Here is an 18,789-nt window from a genome sequence, read left to right on the forward strand (position 1 = left end):
CGTCTTCTCTCAAGCCGCCTCGGTGAGTTCGACCTTATGCCCTTCAGGATCCTGGACCACAGCCCTCCTGCCCCATGAGGTCATCTTCGGGGGACTCAGCAGAATCCCATCCGCCGACACGGCCGCCTGAACGGCATCGCTGAGCGATTCCACAACGAACCCAAGACGGGTGTCGCGGGTTCCACCGGCACCCTGCTGGAGCGGGTAGATCTCGAAGACCGATCCACCGACATCGCAGGCATGATGCTCCGGCCCACTACCGTGCCGCTCCTTGTGAAAGCGCATGCCCAGGGATCCATAGAACCGAGCGAGCCTATCCGGTTCGCTGGCCCGGAGAACGACGAGGTTGATGCTGATCATGCGCTCTCCGCCTCTTCGGGAAGGGCCATGTTGACGGCGAAATCGTCGAAGACGGCGCGAAGCTCGACCCTGCCCCCCAATGCCTCGACGTAGGATGTGACGGTGCTCAGCTTCATGTCGCGACGCGACTCCAACTTCGAAACCGCTGCTTGGTTGACGCGCATGCGATCAGCCACTACGGCCTGTTGCGTGCCGACCAGAGCCCGGACATCCCTAAGGTGAAGGGGATGTATCCCCGTGTCGCGGGTGTGGGATTCCACCAGCTGGCTGAAGCGCCGGAATAGTCGTTCGTGGTTTCGGTAACACTCATCAGGACGGTCGCCGTACCCCGGTTCCGAGGTGAATACGCCGAAACCATGGTCCATGGTCCAGAGCAGCGTCGTTCGGAAGCCGTCGGCGGATACATCTATCCACCATTCGCCGGTCTCGGTGCCGGGGGCGTCTAAGTCCACCGTGACATCATGGTAGGTGCCACGCACCAACTCCACGAAACCGAGGACGTCGGACGGGGTCGTTACAGCTGCTACGGCTTCTGTCCGCCGGGTTTGCTGAGCAAGCATTTTCCACCTACCTCCGATATCCGTTTTCCACTCCGTCAAGCGCCGAAGTCAGCCATTCGATTGCTCCTCCGCTGACCTGGCGTCGGGTGCCGCAGCCAACCTCTTCAGGAACTCTGACATCCTTCCAGTTTTGGACCTCAAGCACAATATTCCCTCTAGATTATATTCCTTTGAGGGAAAGCGGTCAAAGGCGGCGTGGGACCGAAGCCTTTCGGTTCGTTTCAGCACCCCTTGACGATGCGGTCGCACTACGAATACCGTTCACGCCAGCGGCCATTCCGGGGCCGCGCCGCCCGCGCTGGCGAAACCTTCGGGTCCGGGTATCAAGATCATAGGTCGAGTTTCCGGTCGGGGTGCGTCGCGCCACCGAACCGGGCGAGCGGGCAGTTCGGTTCACCAGGCGACGCAGCGTTCCCCAATCCGGAGATCTGCATCATGCCCAAGCCCATCGAAGCCCCCCATGTCGCCCGCGCCAAGCGCGTGGCGAAGAAGCTCCAGCGCGCCCTGGAGGAGATCGGAGAGCAAGCTGCGCTGTCTGACTGCCAGGAGGCCGCCGCCCGCATGATGGGATACGGCAACTGGCATGACCTGTCCAAGGCGGGCGGCTTCGCGCTCGTGCCACCCGATGAGGAACTGGCGCCCGACGACCTCGCGCAGCGCCGCAGGCGGCAATTCGATGCCCTGGTCGAGGCGCTTCCGATTCTCCAGTCGCTGGGCGACGACGCGGTCATGGCCATCGTCATGGCGGTGAAGCCCTCGGCGGCCGCCCCGCCGCGCTCCGTGCTCGAGGCGGCCGAGCGGCGCGAGCTTGCCGCCGACGCGATCATGGAGGGGTTCGAGAGTCTGGGTCCTGAAGGCCCCGCATGCGCGTTCGCCGACCTCGCCCACGAGGCTCTTGGACGCGATCCAGCCGAAGCGTGGAGGCTGGCTCGCCTCGCCCTGGCCATCGACCCCGAGTGTATCGACGCGCACGAGGTTCTGGGCCTGGTCGTCGATGACCCCATCAACGCGGTCGCGAGCCATCGGCGTTCTTCCGGGCGCGCCAAGGTCGTCTACGCCGAGGCCCATCGCACGTGGTGCGCCGGGCACCCCTCGGACGATCCGAAGCTCTTCTGGGAGTTCATCGGGGCGCGGCCCTACATCCGCGCCCACATGAACCTGGGCCGGGCCCTGGTCCGGGCTGCGGATTCCGGGGCGTTGGAGCGGGGCGCGGCGCTGAAGGAGGCCGAGGCCGTGTTCGGGCATCTCCTGAAGGTGCTGCCGCCGAGGATGTCCCAGGACGCCCTCAGCTGCCGCATGATGGTGCGCATGCAGCGCGGGAACGCGCCGGGCGCCGCCAGGGATGCCGACGCGCAGAAGCGTAGCTGCCAGCGCCATGATGCCGAGGTGGATTGCTGGACGGCCTGGACGCTCGCCTGGGCGGCACTCGCCGAGCGCAAGCCGGGCACGGTCGCCATCGCCGAGGCGATCGAGGCGTGCCCCTTCGCCCTCCCGCTGCTGCTCGACGGGGGCGAGGAGGCCGATGTCCTCGGCAACGACAGTACGGGTCCGAGGGCCGCGGCCAGCTACGTCGCGGAGGCCAGGGCGGCTTGGCTGCGCACGCCAGGAGCACTCGCCGCGCTCGAGCCGTTCCGCGCGGTCGCCATCAGCGCGATCATCGAAGCCAAGCGCCGGTTCGCCGCGAACTGGGGAGCCGCCTTTGCGCCGGACCGTCGGCGGCCGGTTCCCCAGGAGTGGCGGATGTAGCCTTGGTTCGATGAAGCAGGTGCGCGCGACCTTCCTCGCCATTGATGACGAGGGGGCGCCGTGTCGTTCAGGCACGCCCACGCGCGGACCCGTCAATGCTCTTATGTGAACATATAGGTGCACAAATTAGCCGATTTGTGCACCTATATGTTCATGAGCAAGCCTGCAACCGCGACTAAGACCTTGCCGACCAACGCTGCCCTGGCCCTCAAGTCGCTGGGGGAGCGGCTGCGGATTGCCCGTGAGCGCCGTGGGGAAAGCCTGCGGGCCTGGGCGGTCCGCCTCGATGTGTCGGTCCCGACGCTTCAGAGAATGGAGGGCGGCGATCCGACGGTCGGCATGGGGGTGTACGCGACGGCCATCTGGCTGTGCGGGCGACATGAGGCGCTTGCCGATGTCATGGAACCGGCTGCCGACGCCGAGGCTCAGGAAATCGAGATCATGCGAGCGTCCCGGAGGCGGAAATGAGCGTGCGCGATCCTGGCGGAACACCGGTTTCTCTCTGTCGCCGGACATGCCTCCTCCGATGGAAATGTAACCGATAGGGCGCTTGCCGAAAAGGCACCTATAAGGTACATGTTCTCATGTCACCTATAGGCGTCATATCGACATGTAACCCATAGGTGACAAACCTTAACGTAACTCATGGGTTACAAAGCAGGGCGAACATGCAGCTGATCAGGTCACCCATCGAAATCGGTCAGCTGATCCGGAGCCGCCGTGAGGCCCGCGGGCTGTCGCAAGCCGACCTCGCGAAGAAGTTGGGGGCCAGCCGAAAGTGGGTAATCGAGGCGGAGGGCGGGAAAACAACCGCCGAGATCGGGCGTATCCTCAGGGCGCTGAACGCTTTGGACATCCAGCTTTTCGTTCTGGACGAGAACGAGCCACAAACCGTGGCGAGTGCCGATGACATCCCGGACGTGCTCGATGTTCTGGCTGCTTACGGGAGAAAGAAAAACGGCCCTATCGGTCCTTGAACTCGGCGGAAGGGAAGACAATTCCGGCTCCCGCGACCATCGGGCGTTATTGAGGGGACAATTCAGATGCGGTCACCGCGCTTCCAAGACTTGAATTCCCGCTGGGGCTTCCTGTTTGCCTTCCTCATGCTCCCTGTGATTTTTGGCATGGCACGCCTCCTCGCTCAGCAGGGGGAAGGATCCCAGACGGCCGCGGCCATCGCCTCCTTGTCCGTCTCGGCAGCTTGGCTCGCGGGATGGAAGTCCCGATCGATGGCGTTCATCGCCGGGGAGCATGGCGGCCTCTTGCGTTGGTTCAAAAGCCTGGCCGGGCGCTGGCTGGTCGCCTCCGGAGTCCTGTTCGCCCTGTTCATGCTCACCGCCGGAGCGTGGCAGGCGTATCTCCTGGTCTACGAGGGAGAGCCGTTCACGCACTTGGTGGCCACGACGGTAGCCGGTCTATACCTTGCGGGTGGCTGCGGAACGCTGGTGACCGGGACGCGGATCGCGGGCAGTCATCATTTGCGGACCCTGGCGGCCAGCCGGAAGGTGTCGGTCGCCGCGATGCCATGGCCCGGCAAGCTGCTGGCACCGTTGTTCAGCGTAAGCGCCGGGATGCTCGACTGGTACCTTTGGCACGTCGACATGGCCAAGCCGTTCCTGGGCCGTCGATGGGCACATGCTGGCGCGACAATCACCTTTGTGGTCCTGCTTGGAGCGCCCGCCGTCATCCTGATTCCGTCTCTCGTCGCGGCAATCGCGAGCCGGTTCTGAACAAATTGTCCCAGCACTCTAGCTTCCCAGGGGAGCGTCTGTCTGGCGATCGTGGGCCAGCGTGATCCATGCTTGAGGACGGCGGCCAGAAGCTGCCCGGTTCCGGCAGAATGGAGGCCATGATGGCACACGTCGCTTCTTCCATACCCGACCCAGAGATGACGGACGAGGAGTGGGCTGCCCTTCCGCCCGTCTACGAAGTCCCGCAAACGGTCGAACGGGCGTTGAGCTCGTTGCGACACTCAAGGCATGAAACCCGCAACTGCCGGGCACTGTCGCGGGCGCTGGAAGTGTTTGGGGAACTCGTCGAAAGGGACGGCACCGCTGAGCAGGTCGCCGAGATGGGCGAAATGCGGCAGTGGCTTGCGGAAGCCGTCGCCTACGAGGAACTGAATGGACCTTTCAGCCTCCTCAATTGGGACCACCCCACCGAGACCTGGGTCGAGAAGGCGCTTGCCTATCGCGGGGAGGCAACTCGCAGAGAGGAGCTAGCCGCTTGGCGGACGGCGCATGGTCTTGCTTGAGGCCGCCTGTCGAGCGGGAAGAAAGCGCCTCGACACGCCCCCCGTATTCCTCGGGAGCAGATACATCTCTGCTGAGGAGATTCGGGTTCGCCAAGAGGGCGGGGCAAGCCGCGATTGAGCACCGCCTATCCTGCCCGTTGGCCCTCAGACGCGGCCTTGACGGGAGCGGGATGGCGGCTTGATATGGCATGACAACGATCGTGCAGGGCTTGCCAAGGGTTCCTTCCCCACGGGAAAGGAACAAGCGCTTACACTGGATAATAGAGCAGTTGCCTGCCATTACCCCTTGCTGAACATAGTGAAAGCAGGCACCATCGCCGCCCCTTCACCGGAGACAGTGATGAGCGTCGGCATTGGAAACTTCGTGCATGAAGGGAAACCCTACTTCTTTGCCGTGGTCGAAGGAGTTGTGAGCAGGGCATGCGCGAGCGAGCAAGAGGCGCAGGGCCTCCGCATTGCCTTGGAAATCGCTTTCAGAAACGTCGCCGTTTATGACGGCGATGACGTGTCCGACGTGGTCGATGTCGAGGGCATGCCAGATGGCTGGAAGGTTTGGGATGTCCGCGACCAGGAAGGCATGCTGGCTGTCCAGCGCCCAGACGGCTCGCTGCTGGATCGTTGTTTCAAACCTGATGAACTCATTGAACAACTTGCGCGCATCGTTCCAGGATTCCACGCCTCTAGTGGCTTTCGTCGGGGCTGAGGTAATCCTCGATGGTACTGGCGAACGGACCATCAAGGATTACCTCAGATCGTGAAAGGCGAATATTCATAGGATGATCCGGCTTCATCAAACTTCCGATACCGTGTAGTCGCTCGAAAGCTCTGGCATCGGCTAGACAGGAACGTAGCCTTTGGATCTCTGAAAGGCTCTCTGTATCGCCTTTGTCCTTACAAAGAATTTCCAGCTTGGGGCCGCTGACGCGGAGAATGTTGAAGACAATGCCCCAGTTGCCAGCCTCTTCAGCTTCCAACAGGGTCGCCATGAACATCGCAAGCCCGTCCAGCTTGCGTACCGGTCGGACACACCCGCCCGCTTCTCGACTGTTCGGCTCGGTCTGCATCACCCTCTCCAGCAACACCCCGGCCGCAGCGGCAAGGTCTCTCTTTCCATCATGGATCGGCTGACCTGCCGCGGAGAAGATCTTTGGCTTCGCCATTCTTTGCCCAGGCTGGATGCTCATCCGGCCGCATGCTTCCGACTTCATCATCCACGACGGATAGAGCGATGTCTGGAACCGTGCGGCGGATGCTCGACTACGCGATAGCAGTCCTCTTGGTCCACCTCCCGCTGCTACATGCCCCTCGAGGCCGCCCGGCGCAGCGGCGCCTCCTCGGTGAAGATGTTGTGGTGCCTGAACTCCGCCGGAGACGACACTGCGAGGTATTCCCTCATTCCCGGTGTATCGACACCCGTCGTGAACCAGGGTTCGTCCAGGATCCGTTCCATGTTGCCGACCCAGGACGGCACGCACGCCAAGCGATGCTGCTTCGCAAGGTACTCGGCAACAGCCCCGAGCAGGGCATCGATCCTGGCGCTGCCGGTCGGCGGCGGATCGACGGCGATCATGGCCAAGCGCAATTCCCGCGACCCCGCAGCGAGGAATTCGTCCACGAACTCCGGGATGGCGACGCTCGCCTTGGTGCCTGAGCGGATGCGCTCAGCGACCGAGGACAGGGTACTCGGGCGCGTGATCCTCCCTGCCGTAAACGGCGGGGCTTCCGTCGGTTACGCGGCTTGTGGAAGGCCGTTTGGCTGACGGGTCTTTGCTTCCTGCCTCATGGCCCGGCCAGTGCCGAGGGCTCCGCAGGCTGCCACCGGCGATCCACCGGCGGTGACGATCAAGTCGTCGACGTTGTCGTTGATGGCCAGCTTGCCCCTGACCAGGATGTTGCGCGCCGCGTTCACGTCCGCGTCGCACGCGAAGCTGCATAGCGGGCACACGAACCGATCCCGAGATACACGGCCGTGCGGCAGGTGAGCCGTTTCCGGGGAATCCTTGGGATGCCGTCCGCAGCACGAGCAGGTCTGGCTGGTGTAACGCGGGTCGACCGCCACCAGCTTCCCGCCGTGCCGCTTCACCTTGTACTCGAGCATCCGCCGCACGGTTCCCGGCGCGACATCGAGCATTGCCCTGTTCAGCCCGGCCTTGGCGCTGACGTTTCTGCCGGGGTCCTCGACGGTCCCCGCAGCGGAGGCCGTCATGTTCCTCACCTTCAGATCCTCGACCACGACCAGCCGGTACGACCGGGCGATCACGGCCGTCGCCTTGTGCAGGCCGTCCTGGCGCCTCCGCCGCAGCTTCGCCTCGAAGCGGGCCAGAGCCTGCCGGGCCTTGGCCCGGTTGCGGGAACCCTTCTTCTTCCGGGTCAGGCCCTTCTGGAGGCGAGCCTTGCGGCGCATCTCCTCCGGCGTGACCCGCGGCAGGTCATGCGTGACCCCGTCGGACTGAACGATGGGCTGGGCCACGCCCAGGTCCAGGCCGACGGCGGTGCCGGTCGGCGCCTGCCGGACCCGGCGGCGGAGCGAGACGCAGATCGAGGCGTACCAGTGGTCACCGTCACGGCTGACGGTGATGTTGCGCACCTGCCCTTGGACGGGGCGGTGCGCCCGCATGCTGACCTTCCCAACCTTGGGCAGGTCGACGAAGTCCGGGCCGACCTCGAACTGGTTGTAATCGGGGAAGCGGAAGGAGTCCTCGCCGCGATGCTTGGACTTGAACCGAGGAAACCCCGCCCGGCCGGAGAAGAATCTGGCGAACGCCTTGTCCAGATCGCGCAGGGTCTGCTGGAGGCAGTGGCTGGGCGCCTCGGCCAGCCACTCCACCTCGCGGCGCAGATCCTTCAGTTCGGCTGCCTGGGCCTTGAAGGCGATGGTCCGGCCGCGTCGGCCGTAGGTCTGGCGCTGTTCCAGCGCCAGGTTCCAGACGACCCGGCAGCAGCCCGCCGTGCGCCGGAAGAACTCTTCCTGCGCCGGGGTGGGGTAGAGCCGGAATCGGTGTGCCTGGATGAGCCGCATGTCCTGAGCATGCGGGCGCCGCTTGCAAGGGACGCGCTTTGCGCAGTCCGCCTTACTCCGTCCTGAAGGACCGAGCTTGCGGCGGACGGCATCGCGTCATCTGATGACTCCTCGGGCCAGATGTGGCGGAGCAAGAAGCGCTGCTTGGCAGCGTCCGCCCCCGATTTGGGGAAGAATTTCGCCAGCACGGCGACCGCTTCTTCCACGTCGCCAATGCCAGCGGCCCGGATGAGGTTCTGGATGTCCAGCGTCTCCTGCGGCCCCTTGGCAGGATCGTTGATCCGATCAAAGGCCGCAAGCAGTCGGTCGCGGTCGAACGCTCGTCCCGAACCCATGTCCGTATCCCATAAGCCGCCTTGCCAGATGAGCGTCCGACCCGTCCACACCGGTTGTCTTGTTCGCTTGGTGCTTGCCCAGCGCGGGGAGGCTACTCGCAGAGAGCAACTGGCCGCCTGGCGGACGGCGCACGGCCTTGCTCATGCATGGCGCCCTTCGGTACCCTTCCAGCTTGCCATATGATCGATTAGGTTAAGGGCAGAAGGGAGCCGCCGGACATGCGCCATCGACACTTGGACATTCCCGGGGATTGCTATTCACCCGCCGCCATCCATTCAATTCTTGAGCGGGGCGGCGCCTCCGACATCAAGGCGCTCCTGCGTGCACTGCACGATGACCCGTTTTCCGAGACGGCTATGGCGGCGGAGCGCGTCGCCAAGGAGTCGGAGGTCTACGGGTACCCAGCGCTCATCCTGAAATGCCTAGGGGAATGGAGACGGCACTATGAGCGATCGGGCGGGCAGGCCGATGACAGCGACATCGGGAAAGCGTGACCTCCGGCGGCATACCTCCTCGGATCCCAAGCGGGCGTGAAGCCCGCGCGCCAGTCCGACACCATGGCGCTCCTCCCACCGGTGCACGCGAGAATTGCAGGCTTCTGGAAAATCCGATAGGGGTATCCGGACCGCAATCCGAGAGTGAGTATCGGTTTTGGCTGCTTCCCGTGACGTCGCTTCCGCCCAGGCCACGCTGAATTACTGGATGGACGTCGAGGCGCTCACGCCACCGCTGATCGAGAAGGAGGACGGCCAGGACCGCAACGTCCGGACACACGGCGTTTCCGACAGGTCGGCCCCGGTCGACTGGACGATGGGGCAGCAGGATCCCCGGAAGCTCCAGAGGGTCTCCAACGTGGCGCGGGTCTGCCTGTTCAACACGGGCTCGACCGCCGCTGCCATCGCGGAAGCCATGGGCGTCGAGCCGGACGCGATCGTTGACGGCAACGGCCAGGGCCGCGACGCCTTCCTCGCCGCCTTCTCCGTCGGGACGGACGGCAGGCCGCTCAAGGGCAGCCTGAACGTCACCCACTTCGCCATGCGCTTCGAGGCGCTGGACGGCGGGCCGATGCCGCAGAGCCACTACAGCCAGCGGCAGGCCGAGCTCCGCGAGGCGTTCGACGCCGCCTGGGCCGCGGAGGGAACCGCGCCCTTGGACAACGCCGGGCTGCGCGCGGTCGGCGAGTGGGTCGCCGGGACGCTCAAGAGGACGCCGCCGCTCTCCATGGCCAAGGCGGCGGCGACCCACGCCTCGGTGACCCAGCGCCTGCGCCGCGACGGCGACGATTCCGGCGGCGTCATCGACAGCTTCGTCTACCCCGACCTGCACCGCGTCTCCGAGGCCGTGCGGGACGGGCGCTGGTCCGCCGCGCTGGCCGAGTACCTCGAGCCCCGCGACCTCGACGAGGCCGACCGGCGCGACGCCGACCGCCATGAGACCATCGCCGCCGTCACCGGCGTCGACGCCCTGCCAGTCGGCAAGTGGCCGTCGCGCGGCCGCGGCGGCCACCCGCTGGTGCTGCGCCAGCAGATGGCCGTGAACGGCGCGCTCGCCATGGCCGACGGCGGCCTGTTCAGCGTGAACGGCCCGCCGGGGACCGGCAAGAGCACCCTGCTGCGCGACGTCATCGGCGCCGTCTTCGTCGACCGCGCAGCCGCCATGTGCGGCTTCGCCAAGCCCACTGACGCCTTCCGCAAGATGCAGCCCATCGTCGTCGGGCGCCGGGCCGCGCCGGTCTGGGAACTGGACGCCAAGCTGTCCGACCACGGCATCCTGGTCTGCTCCAGCAACAACACCGCCGTCGAGAACATCACCAAGGAACTCCCCGACATTGCCTCGATAGCCGATTCCCATCGGAGCGACCCGCAGGCGCTGGCCCGCCTCGCGTTCTTCAAGGAGGTGGCGCAGGACCTCGCCCCCAAGGGCCAGGAGGTCTGGGGCCTCGCCTCGGCGGCGCTGGGCAACGCCACCAACCGCTCCGCCTTCGTCGGCCGGTACTGGCCCTCCGACGACACCTCGCGCACCGAGACCATGAGGGACGCCCGCATCACCTGGATGTCCGAGCCCAAGCCGATGAAGAACGGCGGCAGATGGGTGTTCGCCTACGCGATGGCCGAGGGCGAGAAGCACTCCGTGAAGGCGTTCGGCAAGACCGCCGAGGAGCTCGCCGCCCTGTGGGCTGACCGCGGCGAGAACCGGAGCATCATCGTGACGCTGGTCGGGACGCGCGAGGAGTCCGAGTTCATCCGCAAGGACTCCGACGAGGTGGAGACCGAGCGCTTCCTCCAGGTGGTCGCGGTCAACCCGCCGCCCGAGGTTAGGGCCAACGTGCGCGACACCATCCAGGGACCGTGCGCCCGCATGGACTGGGACCGCACGGTCGCGGCCTTCCGGGCGGCGGAGGATCGGGTCGCCCGCCTGGTGGAGGCGACCCGCGACCTGGCCGAGGCCCCCGCCTGGATCGAGCGCGCCACCCGCGACGGCGAGGCGGCCGCAGCTGACTTGGAGCGCGCCGGGGCGTCCGCGGCGGCGGCCGGTAGCGCGGCGGAGGAGTCAGGGCAGCGGCGGGAGCGGGCGGACCGGGATCGGCAGGCGGCCCTCCAGCGCTCCACGCTCGCCCTGGCCGACAGGCCCGGCTTCCTCGCCCGCCTGTTCGGCACCTCGGCGGCCAAGGAGTGGAAGGCGAGGATCGCGGCGCTGCGCCTCGAGGTCGAGGCGGCCGAGCGGGCCTGCCGGGAGGCCGAGGCGGAGTTCCGGCGGCTCTCCGAGGAAGGCAAGGCGGCCGAGGCCGCGCGGGCGCGGGCCGGGAGCAGGCGCAACGAGGCGGCGGCCGCGCTGACGGTGGCGCGCGAGCGGCTGCGCGCCGCCAAGGCCCGCTTCGCCCGCGAGCCGCTGTCCCTCGCCGCCGCGTTCGGGATGGAGCGCCAGGACCGCGAGCAGGCGGCGGTGTGGGTGAGCGAGGAGCTCGACCTCGCCCGCGAGGAGCTCTTCGCGGCGGCCGTCCAGGTCCACCTCGCCTTCCTCGGCGGGGCCAGCGGCCGGGTGGTGGACAACCTGCGGCTCTTCGCCGACCTGCTGCGCGCCGACCGCGACGTGGCCGCCGCGCGCCCCCGCATAGCCCGGCACCTGTGGAACACCTTCTTCATGACCGTGCCGGTCATCTCCAGCACCTTTGCCTCGGTCGGCCGCATGTTCGCCGACGACTTCGGCCCCGGCGAGCTCGGGTGGCTGCTCATCGACGAGGCGGGTCAGGCGACGCCCCAGGCCGCCGTCGGCGCCATCTGGCGGGCGAAGCGGGCCGTCGTGGTCGGTGACCCGAAGCAGGTGGAGCCCGTCGTCACCCTGCCCGGCAACGTGTCGGCGCTCCTCTACCGGCAGCATGCGGTGCCCAACGTCGGCTTCGACGTGCGGGTCGGCTCGGTGCAGACCGTCTCGGACCGCCGCAACCCGCTCGGCGCCTACATCGGGGGCCCGGACGGCACCTGGGTCGGCTGCCCGCTGCGGGTCCACCGGCGCTGCCACGACCCGATGTTCGAGATCAGCAATGCGATCTCCTACGCGGGCACCATGGTGCTGGGCAAGCCGTCGCTGGACACCGGCGGGTGGCGCGGCGACATCCCCGACTTCGGCCCCGGCGGCCATCCGAGCGCCTGGTTCGACCTGCGCCTGCCCAGCCCGCCGGACGGCAACTGGGTGCCCGGCCAGGGCGAGTACGCGATGCGCATGCTGGAGCGCATGGTCGAGCAGCGGGCGCTCGCCGGGAAGCTCGTCGACGCGAAGGGCAAGTCCCTGCGCGGGCGCTACCTGCGCGACGGCGGCATGCCCGAGGCGTTCGTCATCACGCCGTTCCGCACGGTTGCCAACGCAATGCGCGCTATGGTCCTGTCGCGTGCCGAGGCGTTCCGTCGGCTCGACCCGTCCATCGACACCGAGGCGGTGAAGGCGTGGGCGAAGAGGCATGTCGGCACCGTGCACACCTTCCAGGGCAAGGAGTCGGAAACGGTGATCCTGCTGCTCGGCGGGAGCGCCGCCCGCCCGGGCGCGGTGGCGTGGGCGGGCAAGACGCCGAACATCCTGAACGTGGCCGCGACGCGGGCGAAGTCCTCGCTGTACGTGGTGGGCGACCTCGGCCTGTGGGGCGGCGGCGGGGTGTTCCGCGAGGCGGCCCAGCGCCTGGAGGTCGTCCCCGTCCCGGACTTCGTCGCCCTGGCGCCGGACCCTGATCGCGTGGAGCGGGTGGACACCTTGGACGGCCACCTCCGCCTGCTGGCCGACGCCTTCGGCCGGGCAAGGCGCCGGGTGGCGATCTCGTCGCCCTACCTTACCGAGCGGGCCATCGAGGACGGCCGGTGCGACGTCCCGGCCCTGATCCGGCAGGCGGTCGCGCGCGGCGTCCAGGTCACCGTCTACGTCGACCCGGAGCAGAACAAGGAGGACGGCCCGGACAAGAGCCGCCGCCTCAAGGCGACCTACCTGCGCGCGGCCGACATGCTGGCCGCCGCCGGGGCCGAGGTGGCTCCCGTGAAGCGGGTGCACGCGAAGACGCTGTGCGTGGACGAGGCGGAGATCGTCGAGGGGTCCTTCAATTGGCTGAGCGCCGTCCGCGACGAGGCCAGCGTCTTCCAGCGGCTCGAGGCGTCCTTCCGCTACACCGGGCGCGATGCGGGGCGGTTCGTCGACAAGGCCGTGGAGAGGCTGGAGGCCGCGCGGATGCCGAGGGCGGCGTAGAGCGGCAACATAGATGCCTCGTCCAATCCGACGAAAGGCAAGTCGCGCGTTACAAGCCTTGATTTACGCATGATGAATGCTTCGGCCGTACAAGCATATTGCTGCCTAAACTGGAGTTACCAATGGCTGATATTTTGACCGGCGACGCACTTTCTAAAGCAATATCAGGTATAATGGAAGAACGCCCCGTACGGTGCGCCGTCGCGTTCTGGGGGCAAGGCGCGGACAAGCTCTTCGCGCCCATGCAGTTATGCAGCCAAATCCAAATTGTCTGCAATCTCCTGGCTGGCGGCACAAATCCAAATGTAATTGAAAAATTACAGCGGGCTGGGGTCCGTATTCGGCAAGCAGACAGGCTGCATGCCAAGGTATATATAGGAAATAAGCAAGCTATCATAACATCGGCTAACGCATCAACAAATGGGCTTGGTCTTGAAGGCGCTGAGCAGAGCTACTGGACTGAAGCCGGGGTTGCCGTTGATGTGGATAGAAGTATTGATACATGGTTCGAAACCCTCTGGGAGGAATCTCGTGAGATCGGTGAGGACGACATAAAAAAGGCTAAATCAAAATGGAAGGATCGCCAACGCACGAAGCCGACAATCGAATCGTTTCGATTTTTCGATCCAGAGAATGATTCTCTCCCTTTGCTAACGTGGTGGTCAGATTATAACCCCGAATTGCAAGAGAATAATATTATTGAGCAAGTCGGACCTGATTATCAGAGCATTATGGATGGGGCAATTGATATCGAAGGTAAAGAAGATGAGAGCATTATAATTAATTCCTGTATGCTTGCGTGGAGAAGAAATCGAGACGGCCTACCAAGCCGTAAGCACCCGCTTGAATGGTGGTTTTTCAGCAATAGGGTTGTTCGTAACGCACACAGGGCTCCGTGGGAAAGCCACCTTCGGGATGTCGTTATCAGAGACACCACCGAACGAACAGGGCCATTCGATCTAAACGATAGGATTTTCAAAGAAACCCTGAGGGATGTATTAGAGCGTGATGCGTTTAAGACCTTCCGAACTGATGAATACGATGGAAGCTGGTTTTGTCCAAGAATTACAGAAATGAAAAATTTGTGGCGCGCATTACATGAAGAATATTGCAAGAGGATATAGGGTCGATTTTGGCCAACCCTATGGCGCTTCTTCTCATACCGAGGCGGCTGGCTCTCCGATTAGCAAGGCGGCCAGTCTATGGAAGGTCGCCAAGACCATTGCAGCAGCCTCGGCGATGCCAACGCCCCAGCAGGTTGCCAGTGCGTCATGGGCATTAGCAATCTCGACCGGGCCGAGTGGCCTGCTACTGATTTCGGCGAGCAGTCCGTCCGGTGCCAAGCCATTTTGGCCACCCGCCACGCGGGGCGAGCCTGCGCCGAAGGGTTTCGACTACTCGGCCTCGAGAATGACGAGCGCGATCAGATCGTAGTCAGCAAGCCTGAGGAAGAGGAAATCGCCGAGTTCGAGGCCAGAGCCTGATACTTTGCCGGTGTGCTATCAGTGGAGGCCGGAGCAGCGCCATGACCGAAGCCAGAAAGATCCGGCTGGCCTTGATGTCCGACCTCCACAACGAGTTCGAGGCACCGCCGGGTCCTGCAAGGCCGACGGCGGCGTGGATGGAGTTGCATGAAAGCCGAACCAGCATTCCCGGACATCCGGAGGTTGGTCCTTTGCTCGACAGCCTTCTTGGAGAAGGCATCGATCTTGTTGTCCTGGCCGGGGATATTGACATCGGTGCAAGGAGCATCGAGTACGCCAAGAGGGTATCCCTGTTTCTTGGCGCGAAGGTCATCTGCGTGGCCGGTAATCACGAAGGGTACGATGGCCGTGATTTTGACCTCCTGATCCCGGAGATGCGGGCCGCCGCGCGAGCGACCAATGGCTGGGTGACCTTCCTGGAGAACGAAACAGCCGCTTTCGGCTTCGACGGTCGCCGCCTGCATGTCCTCGGGTGCACCCTATGGACGGATTACGAAGCCAACGGAGATTCGACAGGGGAAATCTCGCAGGCGATGAGGCGCGTGGCCGACGGCTTGAACGACCATCGCCGCTTGTTCCTCCGGGGGCGCCTGTTGACGCCAGCGATGGCCAGAGAGATGAACCTGCAAAGCCGCTCCTGGCTCGCGACCGAGGTTGAGCGCATCCGTGGCGAAGAAGGTAACGACGCCGAAATCCTGATCGTCACCCACCACGCGCCAGTCCTGGAGGCCAGCGGACCGCAACACATCGGGGGTCGGCTCACCCCGGCCTTCGTGAGCGACATGACCAAGGAAATCACCGCGTGGCGCCCGGTGGCCTGGGTCTTCGGCCACACCCACTACAGCTTCGATACCATGTTCGGCGACACTCGCATCGTATCGGCGCAGCGCGGCTATGTGTGCATCGAGCCGGAAGCCGAGGGCTTCATGCCCAAGGTCATCGAACTTTGAGGACCGGCTCCGACGCAGACGATTCATTGACCGCAGCCAGGGCGAGCCGGGCCATCGCCAGCGCGCCATCGCGCGAGCGAGCGGCGCCGACGAAGCGCTTCAGGTGACAGAACACGGCGTCCGGTACGCCAGATGCGCGGGCAAGTTCGGCGTCGCGCAGGCCTGCCCAGGCCGCGGGCAGCGGCAGCTTCTGGGCAAAGCTACCCGGCTCTGGCGGCATGCAGCCGACCATCCAAGCGTCGCCGCCCTTATCCGGGTAGACGGCGAACAGCACCGGCAGGTCTGCGTCATGCGCCGGTCCCTGCCAGGGCATGCCGCGGTCGAGCTCCAGCACGCGCGGGTCGGCCGAGCGGGCATGCGTCTCCAGCACGATGTCGCGGGCGGCGATGCGGGCGCGGATCTGCTCGACGCGGCCGTCGAGGAAGGCTCCCGCGATCTCGGCGGCCCGGGCGAAGCGCTCGTCCTCGGCCAGAGCCCGGTCGATCACGTCGGCATCCCAGGGCAGGTTCAGGACCTCGACCAGGGACGGCAGAGCCATCCCGTCGGCGATTCGGGCCGCCCGGTCGAGGCCCTCGTCGCCGAAGTCAGGGAGAGGGCGCTTGCCGTTGTCAGCCAGGTCGACGAGACGAATTACCTGTTCGTCCATCTCCGTCCAGATCTTCCCGACGACGTTCTCGTCGCCACGTCCGGCCAGGATGGCTCGCACCGCGTCGCGGCCAAAGGCGGCCCACAGCAGGCCCGCCGAGGAGTAGGGCGACCCGTCGGGACGCATTGAGGCACCGCGCTGATGGTGGTCGAAGCGCCGCCGCGCCGGGTCGAAGACTCCACCGACATCCCAGACTATGTCGGCGGCCTCGATAACGCTCTGGTCGCGGGTGCGCATCAGCCTGGAGGTGGCCAGCGCTTCGGGCGGCAGGGCCCGGCGCAGGATGGCGTAGCCCAGCACCTCGTCGCAGTGAAAAGAACCGCCGTGGGTGGCGAGCCGAAGTCCATTGGTCATGTTTTCTTCTACTATCCGAGTTCCCAGGATGGCCCAGCGAATTTGTGTGCTTCGAGCCCGATGTAGTCGATGCTGCGGAAACCACCGAAGCCCGCACCGCTGACGACCGGGTGTTCTTGCTGGCATCCTCCATCGCCAGCCCCCTGAGTTGACAGCCGTCTCGTACTTGCCAATGACATTGCCCGACCCAGTCTGGTAATCCGCCGCAGTGTCCCTGCCTGTTCCTGGACTGAATGATAGCATCTTCCCGGTTCATACCGGGACCCGCTGCGCTTTGAGCCTCGTCTTCTTCCAGGCATCACCCAGGAACCGCTCGATCTCGGCATCGAAGTCCTCCCTCGCCCCGCAGGCGATCTGCTCCGTGGTGGTCAGCGCCCAGAGATCGTCTCCGCGCTCGACGGCAACGCGGGCAGCCCGGCGCTCGGCCGCCGCGATCATCAGCGGACGAAGCTGGCGCAGGAGGTCGACGTGAGTCTTGGGGAGTGCCTTCACCGCGGCACCGGATTGGATGCCACCGCGATCGCGACCGCAGCGGAACGGCCAAGGCGGTGCCGAACGTGGTCCACCTTCATTGGGCAGCCCTGAATGCCGCAAGGACTCAAGCTCCCATCTTCAATCTCCAAGCTAACCGCCATCGGCTGACTCGACATCGCCTCTTCGTATCGGGGCCGCGGAAGGCCCCACCCCGCCGCCGGTGAAACTACCGCAGCGAAGGGCCGTACGACATCGATAGAAGCAGCTGGGAAAGCTGCAACGTCACCACCCCACCCTCTGCCGCCCCTCGGCCGTGTCCCAAGCCGCCGCCCAGATCCTCGGTGCCGCCTGGAGCGCGAGTAGCGCCTCGGAAGCATCCCGGAGGGCCGCCCCGAGGGCAGCAGTGCCGCAGTAGGGCTTCATCCGAGCCATCAGTTCCTGGGAAGCCTCGAGCCATCGCTGGCGCAGCAGGCTCTCCCGGAGCACGCCGCCCTCCTCGGCCTGCTGGCGCAGCTGCACTGCCGTGCCTTGCAGGACCGCTCCGATCTTCGCGGGCGTCATCCGCAAGGCGTTCGAGGTGAAGGTCAGCTGGGTGGTGCCCCAGAGCTCAAGGTCGACCTCGTGCCCGCGCCCGGGCCATGACCGGGTTGCGACGCACTGGAGTTCACCTTCCTCCAGCCGCCTGAGCAGACCCACTACATCGACATAGGGGGACGTCTTCGAGGGTGGCGCTGCGGCCGCAACCGGCCTGAGCCTGCTCGCGAACTCGATGACTTTGCCCATAGCTACCTCCCCTGGCCCCAGATGCCGATGCCACATCGTGCCCCGGGACCGGCCCTCACTCCATTGGAAATTCACGGGCGCGCACACTTGAAGCGATCATCACCCAGGCGATTGATCGCATCAGGAGAGTCAGCGGGTATGAGCACCAGGCGCACCCTCCAACCGGCCAAGGGACTGCGCCCCCGCCTGGCGGCCCAGCCTGCCTCCGAGACGCCGCCGGAAGAACTGCTTCAGGTGCGGGCTGTTCATGACGGGCACAGCCTCAGCTTGGCAAGCATCCCCAATGCGGGCCGGAAGCACCGCCAGGGACGGCCGCGTCATCCTAATGGCCGGATGCAGCGCCTGACCTGATGAGGCATCGTCCTCAATGGCACCTTTTTCGGCAGTTTTCTTCTATATCAATAGCTTGCCGGAAAAATGAACACCAGAATAAGGGATATAATACGAAGTCGGGGCTGCTGGTGCCGGTCAGCTGACCATCCCGCACGGCGGGGAACAGAAAGCATGGTGGCGGCTGCCAGTCAGGTGGGGTGCGGTTCGAACCCGCCGAACCATCCATCCCTCAGCCGAGCCGGTCATGGGCAGGTAACCGCCGGGCGGTCCTCGGAGCGGATTTTTGAGTAGGTTTCCTTACAGGCCAGAGGCTTAGCCGACAAATGAGGTCCAGATTCAAAGATATTTGGTAGGCCCTCCATGGCTGCGGGTCTTCACCGGCCCTCGGCGCGCCTGATGGGCCTCGCACCTCACCGACCGGCACGCATCCCGACAGGAGGTTGCTCCTCATCCGCCGGTCTGCCGTAGGTAGCGGGGCTTGCTCCTGCTTAGGGCAGGCGGCGAAGCGTTTTTTCAGCAGTTTTCATTAATTCCAATGGCTTATCCGACATTCAAGCCCTAGATATAAAAGAAATTAGAGATCGGACTTCGGATGCGGTTCAGCCCAGGCTGCGTGCCTGGCAGCCGAGCCTGCCGTCGATCCGGCGGCTCACCAGAACCGCAGCCGAACCCGCTCACCGTCACCGGCTTCCCGTTCACGGTGGTCGGCTACACCGTCCCTCACCCCGGCCGGATGTACCCCGGCGAGCCGACGGCATCAGGGCG

General features: G+C 65.2%; 19 protein-coding genes. 11 read left to right on the forward strand and 8 right to left on the reverse strand.

The window, feature by feature from the left end; translation table 11 throughout:
• Positions 1 to 9: 9 nt before the first annotated feature.
• Both DM194_RS15135 and DM194_RS15140 read right to left on the reverse strand, forming a co-directional pair.
• Positions 10 to 360, reverse strand: coding sequence for a VOC family protein (locus DM194_RS15135; protein WP_111068390.1), 351 nt, complete (start codon positions 358 to 360; stop codon positions 10 to 12).
• A complete protein-coding gene (locus tag DM194_RS15140; RefSeq protein ID WP_111068391.1) occupies positions 357 to 920 on the reverse strand; it encodes a helix-turn-helix domain-containing protein in 564 nt (187 codons plus the stop codon). Before DM194_RS15140 ends, DM194_RS15135 begins: the two co-directional genes overlap by 4 nt.
• 435 nt (positions 921 to 1,355) lie before the next feature.
• Here DM194_RS15140 and DM194_RS15145 point away from each other — a divergent pair, with 435 nt between their 5' ends.
• From DM194_RS15145 to DM194_RS28180, 6 genes are all read left to right on the forward strand, one after another.
• Entirely contained in the window at positions 1,356 to 2,666 is a 1,311-nt protein-coding gene (locus tag DM194_RS15145) for a tetratricopeptide repeat protein (RefSeq protein WP_111068392.1), read from the forward strand.
• A gap of 147 nt (positions 2,667 to 2,813) precedes the next feature.
• Positions 2,814 to 3,134 carry a helix-turn-helix domain-containing protein gene (locus DM194_RS15150; protein ID WP_246024338.1) on the forward strand — a complete coding sequence of 107 codons (321 nt, stop codon included), beginning with the start codon at positions 2,814 to 2,816 and terminating at the stop codon, positions 3,132 to 3,134.
• A 200-nt stretch (positions 3,135 to 3,334) separates the two neighbouring features.
• On the forward strand, positions 3,335 to 3,643 hold the full coding sequence (locus DM194_RS15155) for a helix-turn-helix domain-containing protein (protein WP_111068393.1): 309 nt from the start codon (positions 3,335 to 3,337) through the stop codon (positions 3,641 to 3,643).
• Positions 3,644 to 3,895: 252 nt separating this feature from the next.
• Entirely contained in the window at positions 3,896 to 4,396 is a 501-nt protein-coding gene (locus tag DM194_RS15160; protein WP_162630077.1) for a hypothetical protein, read from the forward strand.
• Positions 4,397 to 4,464: 68 nt separating this feature from the next.
• Positions 4,465 to 4,920, forward strand: a complete 456-nt coding sequence (locus tag DM194_RS15165) for a hypothetical protein (protein WP_111068395.1) — start codon at positions 4,465 to 4,467, stop codon at positions 4,918 to 4,920.
• Between the two features lie 340 nt (positions 4,921 to 5,260).
• Positions 5,261 to 5,623 (forward strand): hypothetical protein, encoded by a 363-nt coding sequence (locus DM194_RS28180; RefSeq protein WP_162630078.1) that lies wholly within the window; start codon positions 5,261 to 5,263, stop codon positions 5,621 to 5,623.
• Here DM194_RS28180 and DM194_RS15175 read toward each other — a convergent pair.
• The 3 genes from DM194_RS15175 to DM194_RS15185 form a co-directional block, all read right to left on the reverse strand.
• Positions 5,601 to 6,104 (reverse strand): hypothetical protein, encoded by a 504-nt coding sequence (locus tag DM194_RS15175; RefSeq protein ID WP_111068397.1) that lies wholly within the window; start codon positions 6,102 to 6,104, stop codon positions 5,601 to 5,603. The genes DM194_RS28180 and DM194_RS15175 overlap by 23 nt on opposite strands.
• Positions 6,105 to 6,214: 110 nt before the next feature.
• Positions 6,215 to 6,490: a hypothetical protein gene (locus DM194_RS15180; protein ID WP_246024339.1), complete on the reverse strand. Its 276-nt coding sequence runs from the start codon at positions 6,488 to 6,490 to the stop codon at positions 6,215 to 6,217.
• A gap of 159 nt (positions 6,491 to 6,649) precedes the next feature.
• Positions 6,650 to 7,939 carry an RNA-guided endonuclease InsQ/TnpB family protein gene (locus DM194_RS15185; RefSeq protein ID WP_111068399.1) on the reverse strand — a complete coding sequence of 430 codons (1,290 nt, stop codon included), beginning with the start codon at positions 7,937 to 7,939 and terminating at the stop codon, positions 6,650 to 6,652.
• Between the two features lie 554 nt (positions 7,940 to 8,493).
• Here DM194_RS15185 and DM194_RS15190 point away from each other — a divergent pair.
• From DM194_RS15190 to DM194_RS15205, 5 genes are all read left to right on the forward strand, one after another.
• Positions 8,494 to 8,769: a hypothetical protein gene (locus tag DM194_RS15190; RefSeq protein ID WP_111068400.1), complete on the forward strand. Its 276-nt coding sequence runs from the start codon at positions 8,494 to 8,496 to the stop codon at positions 8,767 to 8,769.
• Positions 8,770 to 8,926: 157 nt separating this feature from the next.
• Positions 8,927 to 13,000: an AAA domain-containing protein gene (locus DM194_RS15195; protein WP_162630079.1), complete on the forward strand. Its 4,074-nt coding sequence runs from the start codon at positions 8,927 to 8,929 to the stop codon at positions 12,998 to 13,000.
• Between the two features lie 122 nt (positions 13,001 to 13,122).
• Positions 13,123 to 14,124, forward strand: a complete 1,002-nt coding sequence (locus tag DM194_RS28185) for a phospholipase D family protein (protein WP_162630080.1) — start codon at positions 13,123 to 13,125, stop codon at positions 14,122 to 14,124.
• Between the two features lie 147 nt (positions 14,125 to 14,271).
• Complete coding sequence (locus DM194_RS15200; protein WP_246024340.1) at positions 14,272 to 14,484, forward strand: hypothetical protein; 213 nt, start codon at positions 14,272 to 14,274, stop codon at positions 14,482 to 14,484.
• A 41-nt stretch (positions 14,485 to 14,525) separates the two neighbouring features.
• A complete protein-coding gene (locus DM194_RS15205) occupies positions 14,526 to 15,434 on the forward strand; it encodes a metallophosphoesterase (RefSeq protein WP_111068402.1) in 909 nt (302 codons plus the stop codon).
• On the opposite strand, the gene DM194_RS15210 is transcribed toward DM194_RS15205, so the two are convergent.
• From DM194_RS15210 to DM194_RS15220, 3 genes are all read right to left on the reverse strand, one after another.
• Positions 15,421 to 16,434 (reverse strand): MYG1 family protein, encoded by a 1,014-nt coding sequence (locus DM194_RS15210; RefSeq protein ID WP_111068403.1) that lies wholly within the window; start codon positions 16,432 to 16,434, stop codon positions 15,421 to 15,423. The genes DM194_RS15205 and DM194_RS15210 overlap by 14 nt on opposite strands.
• 252 nt (positions 16,435 to 16,686) lie before the next feature.
• Complete coding sequence (locus DM194_RS15215) at positions 16,687 to 16,926, reverse strand: hypothetical protein (RefSeq protein ID WP_111068404.1); 240 nt, start codon at positions 16,924 to 16,926, stop codon at positions 16,687 to 16,689.
• Positions 16,927 to 17,190: 264 nt separating this feature from the next.
• Positions 17,191 to 17,691 carry a hypothetical protein gene (locus DM194_RS15220; protein WP_111068405.1) on the reverse strand — a complete coding sequence of 167 codons (501 nt, stop codon included), beginning with the start codon at positions 17,689 to 17,691 and terminating at the stop codon, positions 17,191 to 17,193.
• Positions 17,692 to 18,789: the final 1,098 nt, after the last annotated feature.

The organism is Azospirillum ramasamyi, assembly GCF_003233655.1.
Lineage (GTDB): Bacteria > Pseudomonadota > Alphaproteobacteria > Azospirillales > Azospirillaceae > Azospirillum > Azospirillum ramasamyi.

Excerpts from the sequence above, each read along its gene's own strand:
- DM194_RS15135 (WP_111068390.1), bottom strand. The coding sequence starts at position 360 with ATGATCAGCATCAACCTCGTCGTTCTCCGGGCCAGCGAACCGGATAGG.
- DM194_RS15140 (WP_111068391.1), bottom strand. The coding sequence starts at position 920 with ATGCTTGCTCAGCAAACCCGGCGGACAGAAGCCGTAGCAGCTGTAACG.
- DM194_RS15145 (WP_111068392.1), top strand. The coding sequence starts at position 1,356 with ATGCCCAAGCCCATCGAAGCCCCCCATGTCGCCCGCGCCAAGCGCGTG.
- DM194_RS15150 (WP_246024338.1), top strand. The coding sequence starts at position 2,814 with ATGTTCATGAGCAAGCCTGCAACCGCGACTAAGACCTTGCCGACCAAC.
- DM194_RS15155 (WP_111068393.1), top strand. The coding sequence starts at position 3,335 with ATGCAGCTGATCAGGTCACCCATCGAAATCGGTCAGCTGATCCGGAGC.
- DM194_RS15160 (WP_162630077.1), top strand. The coding sequence starts at position 3,896 with ATGGCGTTCATCGCCGGGGAGCATGGCGGCCTCTTGCGTTGGTTCAAA.
- DM194_RS15165 (WP_111068395.1), top strand. The coding sequence starts at position 4,465 with ATGCTTGAGGACGGCGGCCAGAAGCTGCCCGGTTCCGGCAGAATGGAG.
- DM194_RS28180 (WP_162630078.1), top strand. The coding sequence starts at position 5,261 with ATGAGCGTCGGCATTGGAAACTTCGTGCATGAAGGGAAACCCTACTTC.
- DM194_RS15175 (WP_111068397.1), bottom strand. The coding sequence starts at position 6,104 with ATGAGCATCCAGCCTGGGCAAAGAATGGCGAAGCCAAAGATCTTCTCC.
- DM194_RS15180 (WP_246024339.1), bottom strand. The coding sequence starts at position 6,490 with ATGATCGCCGTCGATCCGCCGCCGACCGGCAGCGCCAGGATCGATGCC.
- DM194_RS15185 (WP_111068399.1), bottom strand. The coding sequence starts at position 7,939 with ATGCGGCTCATCCAGGCACACCGATTCCGGCTCTACCCCACCCCGGCG.
- DM194_RS15190 (WP_111068400.1), top strand. The coding sequence starts at position 8,494 with ATGCGCCATCGACACTTGGACATTCCCGGGGATTGCTATTCACCCGCC.
- DM194_RS28185 (WP_162630080.1), top strand. The coding sequence starts at position 13,123 with ATGGCTGATATTTTGACCGGCGACGCACTTTCTAAAGCAATATCAGGT.
- DM194_RS15200 (WP_246024340.1), top strand. The coding sequence starts at position 14,272 with ATGGGCATTAGCAATCTCGACCGGGCCGAGTGGCCTGCTACTGATTTC.
- DM194_RS15205 (WP_111068402.1), top strand. The coding sequence starts at position 14,526 with ATGACCGAAGCCAGAAAGATCCGGCTGGCCTTGATGTCCGACCTCCAC.
- DM194_RS15210 (WP_111068403.1), bottom strand. The coding sequence starts at position 16,434 with ATGACCAATGGACTTCGGCTCGCCACCCACGGCGGTTCTTTTCACTGC.
- DM194_RS15220 (WP_111068405.1), bottom strand. The coding sequence starts at position 17,691 with ATGGGCAAAGTCATCGAGTTCGCGAGCAGGCTCAGGCCGGTTGCGGCC.